Origin of the sequence: Microbacterium sp. BH-3-3-3, assembly GCF_001792815.1 — a bacterium.
GTDB lineage: Bacteria > Actinomycetota > Actinomycetes > Actinomycetales > Microbacteriaceae > Microbacterium.
On record NZ_CP017674.1, the window covers coordinates 542,882 to 560,512 of the forward strand.

The 17,631-nt window shown below is 68.7% G+C and carries 17 protein-coding genes; 1 reads left to right on the forward strand and 16 read right to left on the reverse strand.

Annotation, left to right across the window (positions count from 1 at the left end):
- The 5 genes from BJP65_RS02610 to BJP65_RS02630 all read right to left on the reverse strand — a co-directional run bounded on the left by BJP65_RS02610 (position 1) and on the right by BJP65_RS02630 (position 5,062).
- Positions 1-417, reverse strand: coding sequence for a cytochrome c oxidase subunit 4 (locus BJP65_RS02610; RefSeq protein WP_055835591.1), 417 nt, complete (start codon positions 415-417; stop codon positions 1-3).
- 2 nt (positions 418-419) lie between these two features.
- Positions 420-2,183, reverse strand: coding sequence for a cytochrome c oxidase subunit I (ctaD, locus tag BJP65_RS02615; protein WP_055835588.1), 1,764 nt, complete (start codon positions 2,181-2,183; stop codon positions 420-422).
- A gap of 2 nt (positions 2,184-2,185) precedes the next feature.
- The gene (gene coxB, locus BJP65_RS02620; RefSeq protein ID WP_082509361.1) at positions 2,186-3,067 is read right to left on the reverse strand and encodes a cytochrome c oxidase subunit II; all 882 of its coding nucleotides are present in this window, start codon (positions 3,065-3,067) and stop codon (positions 2,186-2,188) included.
- Positions 3,068-3,231: 164 nt separating this feature from the next.
- The gene (locus tag BJP65_RS02625; protein WP_055835582.1) at positions 3,232-3,597 is read right to left on the reverse strand and encodes an iron-sulfur cluster assembly accessory protein; all 366 of its coding nucleotides are present in this window, start codon (positions 3,595-3,597) and stop codon (positions 3,232-3,234) included.
- A 70-nt stretch (positions 3,598-3,667) separates the two neighbouring features.
- Complete coding sequence (locus BJP65_RS02630; protein WP_070408120.1) at positions 3,668-5,062, reverse strand: dipeptidase; 1,395 nt, start codon at positions 5,060-5,062, stop codon at positions 3,668-3,670.
- Positions 5,063-5,108: 46 nt separating this feature from the next.
- On the opposite strand from BJP65_RS02630, the gene BJP65_RS02635 reads away from it, so the two are divergent.
- Positions 5,109-5,681 (forward strand): DUF3043 domain-containing protein, encoded by a 573-nt coding sequence (locus BJP65_RS02635; RefSeq protein WP_055835576.1) that lies wholly within the window; start codon positions 5,109-5,111, stop codon positions 5,679-5,681.
- A gap of 138 nt (positions 5,682-5,819) precedes the next feature.
- Here the strand turns inward: BJP65_RS02635 and BJP65_RS02640 are convergent, their stop codons facing one another.
- The 11 genes from BJP65_RS02640 to BJP65_RS02690 form a co-directional block, all read right to left on the reverse strand.
- Positions 5,820-6,845, reverse strand: a complete 1,026-nt coding sequence (locus tag BJP65_RS02640) for a quinone-dependent dihydroorotate dehydrogenase (RefSeq protein WP_070408121.1) — start codon at positions 6,843-6,845, stop codon at positions 5,820-5,822.
- A 10-nt stretch (positions 6,846-6,855) separates the two neighbouring features.
- On the reverse strand, positions 6,856-7,347 hold the full coding sequence (nrdR, locus tag BJP65_RS02645; RefSeq protein ID WP_055835570.1) for a transcriptional regulator NrdR: 492 nt from the start codon (positions 7,345-7,347) through the stop codon (positions 6,856-6,858).
- Positions 7,348-7,359: 12 nt separating this feature from the next.
- The gene (gene hisD / locus BJP65_RS02650; RefSeq protein ID WP_070408122.1) at positions 7,360-8,661 is read right to left on the reverse strand and encodes a histidinol dehydrogenase; all 1,302 of its coding nucleotides are present in this window, start codon (positions 8,659-8,661) and stop codon (positions 7,360-7,362) included.
- 76 nt (positions 8,662-8,737) lie between these two features.
- Positions 8,738-10,120 (reverse strand): hypothetical protein, encoded by a 1,383-nt coding sequence (locus BJP65_RS16925; RefSeq protein ID WP_258027519.1) that lies wholly within the window; start codon positions 10,118-10,120, stop codon positions 8,738-8,740.
- 105 nt (positions 10,121-10,225) lie between these two features.
- The gene (gene dnaE / locus BJP65_RS02660; protein ID WP_070408123.1) at positions 10,226-13,690 is read right to left on the reverse strand and encodes a DNA polymerase III subunit alpha; all 3,465 of its coding nucleotides are present in this window, start codon (positions 13,688-13,690) and stop codon (positions 10,226-10,228) included.
- A 170-nt stretch (positions 13,691-13,860) separates the two neighbouring features.
- Positions 13,861-14,784: an RluA family pseudouridine synthase gene (locus tag BJP65_RS02665; protein WP_055937398.1), complete on the reverse strand. Its 924-nt coding sequence runs from the start codon at positions 14,782-14,784 to the stop codon at positions 13,861-13,863.
- A 1-nt stretch (position 14,785) separates the two neighbouring features.
- Entirely contained in the window at positions 14,786-15,373 is a 588-nt protein-coding gene (gene lspA / locus BJP65_RS02670; RefSeq protein ID WP_070408124.1) for a signal peptidase II, read from the reverse strand.
- 9 nt (positions 15,374-15,382) lie between these two features.
- Positions 15,383-16,015 (reverse strand): DivIVA domain-containing protein, encoded by a 633-nt coding sequence (locus BJP65_RS02675; RefSeq protein WP_055937393.1) that lies wholly within the window; start codon positions 16,013-16,015, stop codon positions 15,383-15,385.
- Positions 16,016-16,136: 121 nt separating this feature from the next.
- The gene (locus tag BJP65_RS02680) at positions 16,137-16,439 is read right to left on the reverse strand and encodes a YggT family protein (protein WP_055835550.1); all 303 of its coding nucleotides are present in this window, start codon (positions 16,437-16,439) and stop codon (positions 16,137-16,139) included.
- Positions 16,440-16,445: 6 nt separating this feature from the next.
- A complete protein-coding gene (locus BJP65_RS02685) occupies positions 16,446-16,916 on the reverse strand; it encodes a cell division protein SepF (protein WP_055835547.1) in 471 nt (156 codons plus the stop codon).
- Positions 16,917-16,947: 31 nt separating this feature from the next.
- Positions 16,948-17,631, reverse strand: coding sequence for a YggS family pyridoxal phosphate-dependent enzyme (locus tag BJP65_RS02690; RefSeq protein ID WP_070408125.1), 684 nt, complete (start codon positions 17,629-17,631; stop codon positions 16,948-16,950).

Here is a 17,631-nt window from a genome sequence, read left to right on the forward strand (position 1 = left end):
TCAGCGTGCGAAGTACCCGCGGTAGTACTCGTACACCCATCCGACGATGGCGATGACGAAGACCAGGAATCCGACGGGGACGAGCCAGCTACCGACAGCGAGACCGATCACGGCGATCGCGGCGGAACCGGCCAGGACGATGGGCCACCACGACCACGGGCTGAACTCGCCCATCTCGGGGTCACCGTCGTCGATGTCGGCCGTCAGAGTGTCCTCGGGCAGCTCGCCGTTCTGTGCCTTGAGCACGCGACCGATGTAGAAGGCGATCATGGTCGACATGAGGCCGAGGAAGGCCAGGGCGACCGTTCCGACCCACTCGACGCCACCGTGCTGGAGCAGGCTCCACACGGTGTAGACGCCGGCGATCACGAACGCGAAGACGGCCAGGAGCCACCAGAGTCCGACATTGGTACGCATCGTTACTTGACCTCTCCGGCAGCGGCGTCGACGACAGGCGCGTCGGGGGCATCCTTGGCCGGACCCACACCGACCGGAATGCCGGCCTCGGGGTGGTTCAGGTCGAAGGCGGGGCGCTCGCTACGGATACGCGGGATGGAGGTGAAGTTGTGACGCGGCGGCGGGCACGAGGTGGCCCACTCGAGCGACGCTCCGTAGCCCCACGGGTCGTCGACCGTCACGCGCGGCGCCTTGCGCGCGGTGATCCAGACGTTCAGCAGGAACGGGATCATCGACGCACCGAGGATCATCGATCCCACCGTCGACAGCTGGTTCTCCCACGTCCATCCGTCTGCAGCCGCGTAGTCGGCGTAACGACGCACCATGCCGTCGACGCCCAGCCAGTGCTGGATGAGGAAGGTCATGTGGAAGCCGACGAACAGCATCCAGAAGTGCACCATGCCGAGACGCTCGTTGAGCATCTTGCCGGTCCACTTCGGCCACCAGAAGTAGAAGCCCGCGAACATCGCGAACACGACGGTTCCGAAGACGACGTAGTGGAAGTGCGCGACGACGAAGTACGAGTCCGACAGGTGGAAGTCGAGCGGGGGCGACGCGAGGATGACACCGGTCAGACCGCCGAAGACGAACGAGACCAGGAAGCCCAGGGCGAAGACCATCGGGGTCTCGAAGGTCACCGAGCCGCGCCACAGGGTACCGATCCAGTTGAAGATCTTCACGCCCGTCGGCACAGCGATCAGCATCGTCATCAGGGCGAAGAACGGCAGCAGCACGCCGCCCGTGACGTACATGTGGTGGGCCCACACGGCCACCGACAGCGCGGCGATCGCGATCGTGGCGTAGACGAGGGTCTTGTACCCGAAGATCGGCTTGCGGCTGAAGACCGGGAAGATCTCGGAGACGATGCCGAAGAACGGCAGCGCGATGATGTACACCTCGGGGTGACCGAAGAACCAGAACAGGTGCTGCCAGAGCAGGACGCCGCCGTTCTCGGGGCTGTAGATGTGCGAGCCGAGCACGCGGTCCGACGCGGCGGCGAAGATCGCCGCGGCGAGGACGGGGAACGCCAGCAGGATCAGGATGCTCGTGATCAGCGTGTTCCACGAGAAGATCGGCATGCGCCACATGGTCATGCCGGGCGCGCGCATCGTGAGGATCGTCGTGATGAAGTTCACCGCGCCGAGGATCGTGCCGAAACCGCTGATGCCGAGTCCCAGCATCCAGAGGTTTCCACCGACGCCCGGCGAGAAGCTCGCATTGGCGAGCGGCTGATAGGCGAACCATCCGAAGCCGGCCGCACCCTGCGGGGTGAGGAAGCCGGAGACGGCGATCGTGGATCCGAACAGGAACAGCCAGAAGGCGAAAGCGTTCAGACGCGGGAACGCCACGTCGGGCGCACCGATCTGCAGCGGCAGCAGCGCGTTGGCGAAGCCCGCGAACAGCGGCGTCGCGAACATAAGCAGCATGATCGTGCCGTGCATGGTGAAGAGCTGGTTGTACTGCTCTTTCGTCGGGATGATCTGCATGCCGGGCTCGAAGAGCTCTGCGCGGATGATCAGCGCCATGACGCCACCGAGCATGAAGAACATGACGGAGGCGATCAGGTACATGTACCCGATGGTCTTGTGGTCGGTGGAGGTGATCCACTTGACGACCAGGTTGCCCTTCTGCTCAACACGCGTGGTGCTCAGCAGAGCGGCTTGACGCGGCGGGAGAGTCGTGGGGCGCGAGGCCCCCTTCTCCTGGAGCGGAAGCGTCGTGGCCATGATCACTCGTTCCCTTCGGTGCCGGCCGTGCTCAGGTTCTGCAGGCGCGACAGGTCGCTGATGTCGCCCACGTCGCCGGCCGAGCGCAGCGAGTCGAGGTAGTCCTCGTACTCGGCGTCGCTGACGACCTTGACGTTGAAGAGCATGGCGGAGTGGTATTCACCGCACAGCTCGGCGCACTTGCCCTCGTACGTGCCCTCACGGGTGGGCGTGAACGACCACTCATTGTCACGGCCGAGGTACATGTCTTTCTTGTAAAGGAAGTCGATGATCCAGAACGAGTGGATGACGTCGCGCGAGCGGAGGTCGATCTTGACCGTCTTGTTCACCGGCAGGTACAGGGTGGGCACGTCCTGCAGGTCGTAGCCGTCGGACGTGGCCTTGGCCTGGACACCCATCGAGTAGACGGCGTCGGAGTTGTCTTCCTGCGTGCCGTTGTACTGGAAGTCCCACGCCCACTGCTTGCCGTACGCCGTGATCGACACGTCGGGGTCGTCGTACTGCGTCTCGAGCGTGTTCTGGTCGCGCGCCGTGAAGGCGAAGAAGCCGACGACCAGGATCAGAGGAACGATCGTGTAGAAGATCTCGACCGGCATGTTGTAGCGCAGCTGGACCGGCAGACCGGACTGCCCCTTGCGCCGGCGGTACGCGATGACCGACCACAGCATGAGGCCCCAGGTGACGACACCCACGGCGAGGAGCACGATCCACGAGTTGACCCACAGACCGGCGACCATGTCGGTGTGGTTGGTGGCGGGCGTACCGTCATCGACGAAGCCGGGCAGGAAGCCGTGGAGCTGTGTCGTGGTGCAGCCGGACAGGAGCGCAACCGAGGCGATCCCGACGGGGAGCGCAGCCCAGCGAAGGCGACGTTTGGAGGGCACAGTGCACCTTTCCGGGTCGTGGATGAAGCTTTGACAGTCTACGGCAACCTCTCACCGTTCTCAGGCCATTCGTCCAGTGCCGAGACATCGAGAACCCCCGGGTTCCGCGGTGTGATCCGGGGTCCGGGGGTTCTCGATGGGGCGCCGTGAAACGGCGGCTGAGATCAGTGGAAGCTGTCGCCGCAGGCGCAGGAACCGCCGGCGTTGGGGTTGTCGATCGTGAAGCCCTGCTCCGAGATCGTGTCCTTGAAGTCGATGTTCGCACCGTCGAGGTACGGAACGCTCATGTCGTCGACGATGACCTCGACGCCGTCGAAATCGGCGACCTTGTCACCGTCGAGGTAACGCTCGTCGAAGTAGAGCTGGTAGATGAGTCCGGAGCATCCGCCGGGCTGAACGGCCACGCGCAGACGAAGGTCGTCGCGACCCTCCTGCGAGAGCAGGCTCTTCACCTTGTCGGAGGCGGCGGCGGTGAGGCCGACACCGTGCTCGCGGGTCTCGGCGGAGGACGACAGTGTGGTGTCGGTCATGGCGATGCCCTTCGGTTGATCGGTCGCGGGGACGTGACGAGTCTACGCCCGCCACGGCCCCGCGGTCCGCTCAGACGGTGCGCTCGTTCAAACGCGTCAGCAGGAGGGCCTCCGACACCAGGGCGTTGCGGAACGTGTCGAGGTGCAGCGACTCGTTCGGGCTGTGCGCGCGGGCGTGCGGATCCTCGACACCGGTCACGAGGATCTGGGCGCTCGGGAACTCGCGGACGAGGTCGGCGATGAAGGGGATCGATCCGCCGACGCCGACGTCGACCGAGTCCACGCCGTACCCGTCGGCGAACGAGGCGCGCGCGTCTTCGACGGCCCATCCGCTCGTGTCGACGAGGAACGCGTCGCCGCAGTCGACGTCGGTGAACTCCAGCTGCGCGCCGAACGGCGCATGGGCGCGCAAGTGCGCCTCGATCGCCCGGTAGGCCTCATGGGCGTCCTGCCCCGGGGCGACGCGGGCGCTGATCACCACGCGGGTCTGCGGGGCGAGGGTGTTCGACGCCGAGTCGACGGGCGTGGCGTCCCAGCCGGTGATCGTGACCGACGGCTTGTTCCAGATTCGGCTGAGGATGGCGTCGCGGCCGATCGGCCGCACCCCGTCGAGCAGTCCCGACTCGGCGCGCAGGGTCTCTTCGCTGTAGTCGGGCGTGGGGGCGTCGCGCTCGAGGAGACCGTCGACGGCGACGGCGCCGTCGTCGTCCCACAGCGTCGCGAGCAGCTTCACCGTGGCGAGCATGGCATCCGGGACGGCGCCGCCCATCATGCCGGAGTGCGATGCGTGCTCGAGGGTGCGCACGGTGAGCGTGAAGCGCGCGTTCCCGCGGAGCGACACCGTGAGACCGGGGGTGCGGTCGTCCCAGTTGCCCGAGTCGGCGACGACGATCACGTCGGAGCGCAGCACCTCGGCGTTGTCGGAGAGGAACTGCCCGAACGAGCGCGAGCCGTACTCCTCTTCGCCCTCGATGAACACCGCGATGCCCAGGTCGAGGTCGTCTCCGAGGACTTCGCTGACGGCGCGGATGGCACCGACGTGGGCCATGACCCCCGCCTTGTCGTCGGCGGCGCCACGGCCGTAGAGGCGGCCGTCGCGCACGGTGGGTTCGAACGGCGGTGAGTCCCACAGGGCTTCGTCGCCGGGAGGCTGGACGTCGTGGTGCGCGTAGAGAAGAACGGTGGGCCGACCGTTGCGAGCGGCGCGCGACGCCAGCACGGCGGGCTTTCCCATCTCGTCGGTGCCGGGGATCGCGGCGCGCGCGACCTCGACGGAATCGAAGACGCCGGTGCCCCTCAACAGGGCGGCGACGGCGTCGGCGCTCTCGACGAGGGCGGACTGATCGAACGACGGCCACGCGATCGACGGGATGCGTACGAGGGAGCCGAGATCGGACAGGGCGGCGGGGATGCCGGCGTCGGCTGCGCGATGCACAGCCTCGTGCCGGGACAGGTCGGGGGTCATGCGGGTAATCTTAGATCTCCCGATCCGCGAACTGCCGAGGTAACCCGTGGCCAAGTCCCCCGCCCCCGCCCCCAACGACACCCCCGTCGAGCCGACGGTCCTCGGATCGGGCAAGGGTCGCGCGACCCCGTCGCGCGCCGAGCAAGAGGCCGCCCGCAAGCGCCCGCTCGTCCCCGACACCAAAGAGGCCAAGGCCCGCGCCCGAGCCGAGCTCGCCGCCCAGCGCGAGAAGGCCCGCGTCGGCATGGCCGCCGGCGAGGAGCGCTACCTCCCGGTGCGCGACCGCGGTCCGCAGCGCCGCTTCGGACGCGACTTCGTCGACGCGGGCTGGCACCTCGGTGAGGGCGTCATGCCGTTCATGGTCCTGGTGATCGTGGCGACACTGATCCCCGTCGCGTTCTTCCAGTACTGGTCGTTCGTGGCGCTGTGGATCTTCATCCTGTTCGTCGTCGGCGACATGATCATCACCTCGATCCGCGTCAAGCGCGCCGCGAAAGAGAAGTTCGGCGAGAGCAAGCTCGAGAAGGGTCTCGGCTGGTACGCGGCGATGCGTACCGTGCAGATGCGGTTCATGCGTCTGCCCAAGCCGCAGGTCAAGCGCGGGCAGTACCCCGTCTGACACGGCCGATCTCGTGGAAGCGGCGCGCCTCCGGGCGTGCCGCTTCGTCGTTTCCGGGGCCACCACCGGCGCGCTCCGGGTCAGCGAATCGCAGCCCGCGCACTCCGGGTCGGCAAATCGGAGCCGGCGCGCTCCGGGTCAGCGTCGCGCGGCGAGACCGCGGCTGATCTGCCGGGCCCACAGTGGACCGCGATACAGGAAGCCCGTGTAGCCCTGCACCAGCGTCGCGCCGGCGGCGAGGCGGTCGCGCACGTCGTCGGCGGTCTCTACTCCCCCGGCCGAGATGACCACGAACTCGGCCGGAACGGCGGTCCGCACGAGTCGGAGCACCTCGGCGGCACGCGCTCTGAGGGGCGCCCCCGACAGGCCACCCGCTCCCGCTGCCTCGACCTTCGCGGCATCGGTGGAGAGCCCCGAACGCGAGATGGTGGTGTTGGTGGCGATGATGCCGGCGAGTCCGGCATCGACCGCGAGGCGCGCGATGTCCTGCACCTCGGCGTCGTCGAGATCCGGAGCGATCTTCACCAGCAGCGGGGTGTCGCCCGCGGCATCCCGAACCTCCGTCAGCAGGGGGCGGAGCGTCTCGACCGCTTGCAGTCCGCGCAGGCCGGGGGTGTTCGGCGACGACACGTTCACCACGAGGTAGTCGGCCAGCGGCGCCAACAGGCGGGCGCTGCGCACGTAGTCGGTGGTGGCGTCGTCGACGGCGACCACGCGGCTCTTGCCGATGTTGACGCCGATCATCGGACGACGCCGCGCACGACGCAGCCGCCGCAGCTTGGCCGCCGCCGCCGCCGCGCCGTCGTTGTTGAACCCCATGCGGTTGATGACCGCACGGTCGGCGACGAGGCGGAACAGACGCGGACGGGGGTTGCCGGGCTGCGGCAGCGCCGTGACCGTTCCGACCTCGACGTGTCCGAACCCGAGCGCGCCGAGTCCCCGCACCATGGTGACGTTCTTGTCGAAGCCCGCCGCGACTCCGAACGGCGAATCGAAGTGCAGTCCGAGCGCATCCACTCCGTGGCCCGCGGGGGGCGCCGTGAAACGACGGACGACGGATGCCACCGGCTCGACGCCCGCGACACGAATCACGAGCGCACCGAGGTGGTGGGCGAACTCGGGGTCGAGGCGGGTCAGGACCGTGCGGAAGAGAAGGGGATACATCCCCGCCAGGTTACTGGACGTCGTCGCTGTCGTCGGGCGCCGCGGTCGGTCGTGCCGCGTGGTCGGCGCGCAGCTGCGCGATGGCCGCGTCGAAGTCGTCGAGCGAGTCGAACGCCTGGTAGACGCTGGCGAAGCGCAGGTAGGCGACCTCGTCGAGCTCGCGGAGCGGCCCGAGGATCGACAGGCCGATCTCGTTGGCCTCGATCTGCGACGACCCCGTCTGACGGATGGCCTCTTCGACCTTCTGAGCGAGCACGGCGAGGTCGGCGTCGGTGACCGGACGGCCCTGACAGGCCTTTCGGGCACCCGACATGACCTTCTCGCGGCTGAAGGGTTCGACCACGCCCGAGCGTTTGATGACGTTCAGGCCGGCCGTCTCGACCGTCGAGAAGCGCCCTCCGCAGTTGGGGCACTGGCGACGACGACGGATGCTGAGACCGTCGTCGCTCGTGCGCGAATCGATGACGCGGGAGTCGGGGTGGCGGCAGAACGGGCAGTGCATGACGGCGCCAGACTACGCGTCGAAACGCGCGGTCACGGCCTCGCCGTGCGCGGGCAGCGCCTCGGCATCGGCGAGGACGACGATGGCGTCGCGCACCTGGGCGAGCGCCGCGCGGTCGTACTCGATGACCTGCTGAGGTCGCAGGAACGTCGACGCCGACAGCCCGGCTCCGTACCGGGCCTGTCCCCCGGTCGGCAGCACGTGGTTGCTGCCCGCCAGGTAGTCACCGAGGCTCACCGGCGTGTAGGGACCGACGAAGACGGCACCCGCGTTGACGAAGTCCTCGGGGCGGGGGTCGGACAACTGCAGCTCGAGGTGCTCGGGCGCGTAGGCGTTGCTGAACGCGGTGGCCTGGGCGATGTCGTCGACGAGCACCACGGCCGACTGCGGACCGTCGAACGCGGCGATGACCCGGTCGGTGTGACGGGTGGCGGCGACCCGGTCCGGCAGCGCCGCCCGCACGGCATCGGCGAGCTCGACGGAGTCGGTGACGAGGACGGCCGAGGCCTGCTCGTCGTGCTCGGCCTGGCTGACGAGGTCGGCGGCGACCAGATCGGGGCGCGCCGAGGCATCGGCCACGACGAGGATCTCGGTCGCACCGGCCTCGGAGTCGGTTCCCACCCGGCCGGCGACCGCGCGCTTGGCCGAGGCCACGAAGTTGTTGCCCGGTCCGGTGACGACATCGACCGGGTCGAGACCGATCTCGGCCACGCCGTACGCGAAGCCACCGATGGCACCGGCCCCGCCCATCGCGTACACCTCGGTGACGCCGAGCAGACGCGCGGCGGCCAGGATCACGGGGTGCACACGCCCCCCGAAGGCCGATTGCGCGGGAGAGGCCAGCGCCACCTCGCGCACGCCCGCGACCTGCGCGGGAACGACGTTCATCACCACGCTCGACGGGTAGACGGCCTTCCCGCCCGGAACGTAGAGACCGACGCGGCGCACGGGTTGCCACCGCTGCGTGACACGCGCGCCCGCGCCCAGCTCGGTGACCACGGGGGCCGGAATCTGAGCGGCGGATGCCGCGCGCACACGCGAGATCGCCTCATCGAGGGCGGCCCGGATCGCCGGGTCGAGATCGCGCAGGGCCTCGTCGAGGTGCGCGGCGGGCACGCGGATGACGTGGTCGCTGACGCGGTCGAAACGGGCGGCCTGTTCGCGGAGCGCCTCTTCGCCGCGTCGTGCGACATCGTCGACCAGACGGGCGGCGGTGGCGAGGGCCTCATCGCGGGCGGCCTCGGCGCGCGGAACCACAGCGAGGAGCTCGGCCGGCGAGAGCACGCGGCCGCGGAGATCGATCGTGCGAAGCATGAGTCCAGGCTACCGGCCGCCCGCGAGCCGCTCCGCGCGCGGCGGGCGGCTCGCAGGCGGTCCTCAGCCGCGCGGGTCAGCCGCGGGTGACGCCCGAGACGTCGTGGAGGTAGCCGATGCGACCGTCGTCGTGACGGATGACGAACGTCTCGCCGCGGTCCTCGACCACCAGGGCCCAGGCGGTCGGCCCGACCCGGAAGATGGGCGTGCCGTAGTCGTCGACGACCTCGCGCTCGACGGGGGCCAGCGCCCAGAACGCCTGGGCGTGGTGGGGCGCGTGCCGGTGGTCGTCCTGAGCATCGTGGCTCGGCGCGTCGGACGCGTGATCGTGCCGGGGATCTTCGTCGCGGACTCCACGGCCATCGTGGTCGTCGCCGCGGAGGGGAGCGAAGACGTCGGTGTCGTTGTGGTCGTCGGCGTGCGTGGGGAGCACGCTGGTGGCCGGGGCGCCCTCGTGCGTCAGGTCGGTCGAACCGGTGTAGCTGCCGGGCACGGGCGCCTCGTCGTGCGCCGACGCGGAGTCGGGGCGCGACCCGTCGTGGTCGTCGGTCGCGGGCGCACCGGCGGCGACGTGCACGGGCCGCGGGGTGCGCGGGCGCGGCACGACCGGGCGGATCGGGCGGGCGTTGCGGTGCGCGGCGACCTCGTCACGACCGCGGAAGTCGCGCGAGAACGGCGGGATCCACGGACCCGCCACGGTGAGCACCACACCCGCGAGAAGGAGCACGGCCTCGACCCAGACCACCCAGGAGCGCGTCCAGATGCCCGTGTCGCCGAACACCGCGACGGTGTCCCATACCCACGCGACCCACACGAGAGCGGAGATCGAGAACGCCACCGAGGCGAACTGGTCGATCCCGAGCGAACCGACGCGACGAATGCCCTGGGGCGACAGGCGGCGCAGCGCGATCAGACCGACGGCCGCCGTCGGCAGAGCCATCGCCGGGATCCACCACAGCCCCGAAGACCACACGTTGACCCCACCGACGAGCACTCCCGACGGCGAATCGAGGATGTTGGTGCGGAAGAACGAGACGAAGAAGGCGAGGACCCACGTGCCCAGCAGTGCGACTTCGCGGACCGAGAACGGTCCGACACCGAACTGCGGTGCGTCGCCCGGGTGCGCGGTGCCGCCGACGGCGGACGCGTGGCGCGGCGCGCCCTCGTCGACGCGGTCGCCGGTGGAGGCACGCCCGGCGTCGCCGTGCGGGTCGTCGCCGTCGGATGAGGGGTTCGCCGCCCCATCCCGCGCGTGGTCCGCGGCGTCGGGGGAAGCGTGGTCGAGGGAGACGTTCTCGGAGGAGGCGTCGGCAGCGGAGGCGCTGTCGGAGGAAGCGCTGTCGGCGGAGGCGGACGCGTCGTACGCCGGGGCGTCCGGCGCGAAGATCTCGTCGACGTCGCGGGCGGTGCCGGGAGTACCCGGCGCCGTCGCGCGGTCGTGGGGGGCGTGATCGGTCACGGTGGTCCTTTCCGAAGGGCGGCGGAACGCCCGGTCATCGTAACCAGCGGGGGTTCGGCACCGCCGGGGATTGCGGCGCGCCCGTTTCGGCGCGCGAAGTGGTCGTCAGCCGAGGCAGTTGGGGCCGAGCAGACCCTTGAGCTCCCCGAACAGGTCGGCGGTCACCCGCACCGGCATCGGCACCTCGAAGACCTTGGCGGTGCTGCCCTTGTGGAGTTTGAGAACGACCTCTGTACTGCCTGAGTGGCGACGCAGCATCTGCGCCAGTTCTCCGACCAGCGCCTCGCTCGCCCGCTGCTCGGGCACCATCAGCGTGAGCCCGCCGGTCTCGTCGAGACCTTCGAGATCGGGCGCGAAGGCGCTCTGGGCGTGCAGGTTGAGACCGTCGTCGCGTCGCGATACGCGCCCTCGGATGACCATGATGCCGTCGGCCACGAGCGCCGGCGAGAACTCGGCGTACGTCTTGCCCATGAACATCACGGTCACCTCACCGTTGAAGTCCTCGATGGTGACCATGCCGTAGGGGTTGCCGCTCTGCTTCGCGACGCGGTGCTGCACGCTCGTGAGCAGACCCGCGACGGTGACCTGGTCGCCGTCCTGGACGTCTTCGGAGGCCAGCAGGTCGTGGATCGAGGTCGACGCGTGCTTGGCCAACGGCACCTCGAGCCCGGCGAGCGGGTGATCGGACACATACAGGCCGAGCATCTCGCGCTCGAAGGCGAGCTTGTCCTTCTTCGTCCATTCCGGCCGCTCGGGAACCTTCTGCACCTGCTGCGGTTCGTCCCAGAGCGAGTCGAAGTCGAAGCCGACCTCGCCGTTGGCTTCTCGCCGCTTGTCGAGCACGGCGCCCTCGCAGGCGTCCTCGTGCACCTCGATGAGCGACCGTCGCGTCGACCCGAGCGTGTCGAAGGCCCCGGCCTTGATGAGCGACTCGACGGTGCGCTTGTTCGCCACGTGCACGGGCACCTTGGACAGGAAGTCGTGGAACGAGGTGTACTTGGCGTCTTGGCGCGCCGAGACGATGCCGTCGACGACGTTGGTGCCGACGTTGCGGATCGCGCCCAGGCCGAAGCGGATGTCTTCGCCGACGGCCGCGAAGAACCGGATCGACTCGTTGACGTCGGGCGGCAGAACCTTGATGCCCATGCGACGGCACTCGTTGAGGTACACCGCCATCTTGTCTTTCGAGTCGCCGACGCTCGTCAGCAGCGCGGCCATGTACTCGGCCGGGTAGTGCGCCTTGAGGTAGGCCGTCCAGTACGACACGAGACCGTAGGCGGCGGTGTGCGCCTTGTTGAAGGCGTAGTCGGCGAACGACTCGAGCACCTTCCACAGGGTCTGCTGCGCGGCGTCGCCGAACCCGCGCTCGGTCATGCCACCGAAGAACGTCTCTTTCTGCTTGTCGAGCTCGCTCTTCTTCTTCTTGCCCATCGCGCGACGCAGCAGGTCGGCCTGGCCCAGGGTGTACCCGGCCACGCGCTGCGCGACGGCCATCACCTGCTCCTGATAGACGATCAGCCCGTACGTCGTGTCGAGGATGTCGGCGAGGGGCTCCTCGAGTTCGGGGTGGATCGGCTCGATCTCTTGCTGCCGGTTCTTTCGCAGGGCGTAGTTGATGTGCGAGTTCACGCCCATGGGGCCGGGGCGGTACAGCGCGAGCACCGCCGAGATGTCCTCGAAGTTGTCGGGGCGCATGAGCCGCAGGAGCGAGCGCATGGGACCACCGTCGAGCTGGAACACGCCGAGCGTGTCGCCGCGGGCGAGCAGCTCGTACGAGGCCACGTCGTCGAGTTCGAGGTCCTCGAGCACGAGGGGGTGCCCGCGGTTGGCCTCGATGTTGTCGAGGGCGTCGTTGATGATGGTGAGGTTGCGCAGCCCCAGGAAGTCCATCTTGATCAGGCCGAGCGACTCGCACGCGGGGTAGTCGAACTGCGTGACGATCTGGCCGTCCTGCTCGCGGCGCATGATCGGGATGATGTCGATCAGCGGCTCGCTCGACATGATGACGCCGGCCGCGTGCACGCCCCACTGGCGCTTCAGGTTCTCGAGGCCCAGGGCGGTGTCGAAGACCGTCTTCGCCTCGGCGTCGGTCTCGATCAGCGTGCGGAACTCGCTCGCCTCTTTGTATCGCGGGTGCTCGGGGTTGAACATGCCGTCGAGCGGCATGTCTTTGCCCATCACGGCGGGGGGCATGGCCTTGGTGAGCCGGTCGCCCATGCTGAAGGGGAAACCGAGCACGCGCCCGGCGTCTTTCAGCGCCTGCTTGGCCTTGATCGTGCCGTACGTGACGATCTGCGCGACGCGCTCGTCGCCGTACTTCTCGGTGACGTACTGGATCACCTCGCCACGACGACGGTCGTCGAAGTCGACGTCGAAGTCGGGCATCGAGACGCGGTCGGGGTTGAGGAAGCGCTCGAAGATGAGGCCGTGCTGCAGCGGGTCCAGGTCGGTGATCTTCATCGCATAGGCGACCATGGAGCCCGCGCCGGATCCACGGCCGGGGCCGACGCGGATGCCGTGGTCCTTGGCCCAGTTGATGAAGTCCGCGACGACGAGGAAGTAGCCCGGGAACCCCATCTGCAGGATGACGCCGGTCTCGTACTCGGCCTGCTTGCGCACGGCGTCGGGGATACCGCCCGGGTAGCGGTCGTGGAGGCCGTTCTCGACCTCTTTGATCATCCAGCTGTCTTCGGTCTCGCCCGCGGGGACCGGGAAGCGCGGCATGTAGTTGGCCGAGGTGTTGAACTCGACCTCGCACCGCTCGGCGATGAGCAGCGTGTTGTCGCAGGCTTCGGGGTTGTCGCGGAACACCTGCCGCATCTCGGCGGGCGACTTGACGTAGTACCCGTCGCCGTCGAAGCGGAAGCGCTTGGGATCGTCGAGCGTCGATCCCGACTGCACGCACAGCAGCGCCGCGTGACTCGTGGCGTCGTGCTGGTGGGTGTAGTGGAGGTCATTGGTGCCGACCAGGGGGATGTCGAGGTCTTTGGAGATCTTGAGCAGATCGCTCATGACGCGACGCTCGATCGAGAGTCCGTGGTCCATGATCTCGGCGAAGTAGTTCTCTTTGCCGAAGATGTCCTGGAACTCGGCCGCCGCGGCGCGCGCGGCCTCGTACTGCCCGAGTCGAAGACGCGTCTGCACCTCGCCCGAGGGGCATCCGGTGGTGGCGATGAGCCCCTTGCCGTAGGTCTGCAGCAGCTCGCGGTCCATGCGGGGCTTGAAGTAGTAGCCCTCCATGCTCGCCTTGGACGACAACCGGAACAGGTTGTGCATGCCCTCGGTGGTCTCGGACAGCAGCGTCATGTGCGTGTACGCACCGGAGCCCGAGACGTCGTCGCCCTGCTGCTCGGGGGTGCCCCAGCGCACGCGGGTCTTGTCGGAACGATGGGTGCCCGGCGTGACGTACGCCTCGATGCCGATGATCGGCTTGATGCCGGCGTCTTTCGCGGTCTTGTAGAACTCGTAGGCCGCGAAGGTGTTGCCGTGGTCGGTGACGGCGATGGCCGACATGCCCTGCTTCGCCGCTTCTTGGACCATCGGCCCGATGCGGGCCGCACCGTCGAGCATCGAATATTCACTGTGAACATGAAGGTGAACGAAGGAGTCTGCTGCCACGTACCGAGTGTACGTTCGGCCTCCGACATCGGTTCCAGAAGTTCGCGGCGGACGCCCAGTTCGCGTGTCGTCCCCGGGCGCGTCGCCGGGGTCCGGCATCCTGTTCGCGCCCGACGTCGAGATCAGATCGAGTCGGAGAGGATCTCGAGCGCGCTAGCGAGATCGGCGGGGTACGGCGACTCGAACGACACCCACTCCCCCGTACCGGGGTGGCTGAAGGCCAGCCGATGCGCGTGCAGCCACTGCCGTGTCAGCCCCAGGCGCGCCGACAGGGTCGGGTCGGCGCCGTAGAGCGGGTCTCCCGCGCACGGATGCCGGTGCGCGGCCATGTGCACACGGATCTGATGCGTGCGTCCGGTCTCGAGATGGATCTCGAGCAGCGACGCGCGGGGGAACGCCTCGAGGGTCTCGTAGTGCGTGACCGAGTCTTTTCCGTCGGGGGTCACGGCGAACTTCCACGAGTGGTGCGGATGCCGCCCGATGGGTGCGTCGATCGTTCCCGCGAGGGGGTCGGGGTGCCCCTGCACCACCGCGTGGTAGATCTTCTCGACCTCGCGCTCTTTGAAGGCGCTCTTGAGGAGTGTGTACGCGCGCTCGGTCTTGGCGACGACCATCAGCCCGCTCGTACCGGCGTCCAGACGATGAACGACGCCCCGGCGCTCGGCCGGGCCGCTGGTGGCGATGCGGAAGCCCGCCGCGGCCAGGGCGCCGAGCACCGTGGGCCCGTCCCACCCGACGGAGGGGTGCGCGGCAACACCCGCCGGCTTGTCGACCACGACGATGTCGTCGTCGTCGTGGACGATCCCCAGATCGGGCACGGCGACCGGGATGATCTCGGGGTCGCGTTTGGGCTCCCATTCGACGCTCAACCAGGTGCCCGCGCGCAGGCGGTCGGACCGGCCGGCGGGGCGACCGTCGACGCTCACTCCCCCGGCGTCGGCCACCTCGGCGGCGAAGGTGCGGGAGAACCCCAGCATCTTGGCGAGCGCCTGGTCGACGCGCGTTCCGTCGAGCCCGTCGGGGACGGGCAGGCTCCGCGACTCCATGTCAGCGCGCACCCGTGTCGGTCGACGCATCGACGACGCCGTCGTCTGCAGCCGCCTCGGCGGCGCGCGACGCGCGGGTTTCACGGGTGCCGTCGAGTCGCAGACCCGAGAGGACGAGGATCGCCACCGAGATCATCATCGAGACGATGAAGATGTCGGCGACGTTGTAGATGGCCGGCATCATCCACGGGGTGGAGATGAAGTCCACGACGTGGCCGACCGGGAAGCCGGGCTCGCGGAGCAGGCGGTCGGTGAGGTTGCCGAGGACACCGCCGAGGAGCAGACCGAGCACGACGGCCCACAGGCGCGAGCGCACCCGTCGGACCGCGAGGTACGCGATGACCACCGCGACCACGGCCAGAGCGATGGTGAACACCCAGGTCACGCTCTCGCCGAGCGAGAAGGCGGCTCCGGGGTTTCGGACGAGGTAGAACTGCAGGGCTTCACCGATCACCGGGACGACGCGCTCCGGGGGGAGGTTGTCGATGGCGACGGTCTTCGCCAACTGGTCGGCGGCCAGCACCACCACCGCGAGAATCGCGATGACGATGCCGGCCGCCACCGGACGCAGAGGAGATCGACTGCGCAAAGAGTGGTCCTACAGACCGATCGCCGACACCGGCGTCGAGCCCGAGGACGATGCCGTGGTGTCGAGGTCGCGGAGCTGACCCTCGATGTAGGAACGCAGCTGCGAGCGGTAGTCGCGCTCGAAGTTGCGGAGCTCGGTGATGCGTCCCTCGAGCGTGGTGCGCTCCTTCTCGAGACGGGCGCGCTCCTCGCGGCCCTTCTGCTCGGCCTCGGCGACGATGGACGCCGCCTGTGCCTGCGCCTCGCCGATGAGCTGGTCGCGCTGGGCCTTGCCCTCGGCGACGTGCTCGTCGTGCAGACGCTGAGCGAGCTCGATGATGCCGGCGCTCTGGGCCACGGGGGCCGCGTCGTCGGCGGTGGACGCTGCGGGCGCGGCGGCGACGGGAGCCGGAGCCGGCACCTCGGAGACGACGGGCTCCTCGACCTGGGCGGTCTCGGCCACCGGAGCGGCAGCGGCGGGCGCGGCCTCACCGGACTCGAGAGCGGCGAGCTTCGTCTTCAGCTCTTCGTTCTCAGCGATCGTCTTGCGCCACTCGACGACGATCTCGTCGAGGAAGTCGTCGACCTCGTCGGGGTCGAAGCCCTCCTTGAAGCGGACGTGCTGGAACTGCTTGGTGACGACGTCATCGGGGGTCAGTGCCATGGTGTTTCCTCTTTCGAGAGCTCTGAGTCGGAACTGTTAAGGGTGTCGCACCGGGGCGTACCGCTTCGGAACAGCATAGCCGTCGCCCTTCGTCGGTGTCGAAGGGCGACGGCCATGGATGTCAGGCGGCCGCGAGCGACCGGGTGACGCTGAGAAGCATGAAGCAGACGAACAGGGTGATCGCGAAACCGAAATCGAACGCGATACCCCCGATGCGCAGGGGGGGAATGATGCGGCGGATCAGCTTGATCGGCGGATCCGTCACGGTGTAGACGATCTCTGCGGCCACCAGGGTGGCGCCACGCGGACGCCATTCCCGGTTGAACATCGGGATGTACTCGAGCACGAGGCGCGCGAGAAGCAGGACGATGTAGATGAACAGGATCGCGCTGAGGATCGAGCCGACCAGGCTCAGTACGGCCACGAGGGGTTACTGGGGCGCGAAGGGCGCACCCTCGGGGTCGGCCTGCGCGATCGCTCCATCGCCGGAGACGGCGATGTTCTCGGGCGAGAGCAGGAAGACCTTGCTCGTCACCCGCTCGATACGGCCGTACAGCCCGAGCGACAGGCCGCTCGCGAAGTCGATCAGGCGACGCGCGTCGGCGTCGCTCATCTGCGACAGGTTGATGATGACCGGGATTCCCTCGCGGAAATTCTCGGCGATCGTCTGCGCATCCCGGTACTGCTTGGGGTGCACGGTGAGGATCTCGCTGACGGGGCCCACCGAGGGCTGACGCACCACGGCGGGACGGTGCAGCGGGGTCACCGGAGCAGCCTTCTCGACCGGGGCCGTCTGCTGAGGCTGCTTCCGCGCAATGGGCTGCGGCGCAGTCTCCTCATAGGTCTCTTCCTCGTCGGCGAGGCCCAGGTACACCATCGTCTTCTTGAGGGGGTTCGACATCGCATCCTCCGTTCGCTCGTCTGATCCGAGGCTAGTCGCGCGGGGGCCTCGGGCCCGTGATTGCGGAACCGATCCTCAGGTGTGTCGCGCCCATTGCCACGGCTTCCGGGAAGTCACCGGTCATTCCGGCCGAGATCCAGTGCGCGTCGTCGACCACCCGACGCACGGCGTCGGACGAGCGGCGCAGACGCTCGAAGGCGTGAGCGGCCTCTTCGTCGAGCGGCGCGACGGCCATGACACCCCGCAGGCGCACCGTCTCGAGCCCCGCGACATGGGCGGCGAGCTTCTCGACCCCGTCGGGCTCCACCCCTCCGCGACCGACGTCGTCGGTGAGGTTGACCTGCAACAGGACGTCCAGGATGCCGTCGCCCTCGGCCGCGTCGAGGGCGTCGGCGATCCGCGTCCGGTCGACGGAGTGCACGGCGTGCGACGCCGCCCGCACCGCGCGGGCCTTGTTCGTCTGCGCCTGCCCGATGAAGTGCCAGACGAGCCCGTCGAGCCCGCCGGTCTCGGCGCGCTTGGCGGTGAGCTCCTGCTGGCGGTTCTCCCCCACGTCGCGTACCCCGAGGGCGTACAGGTCGGCGACGAGCGACACGGGGTGGAACTTCGTCACGACGATCCGCGTGATGTCGTGCGGGTCGCGATGCGCCGCGCGGGCGGCATCCGCGATGCGGGCGTCGACGGCGGCGAGGCGATCGGACAGGGCGGCATCCAT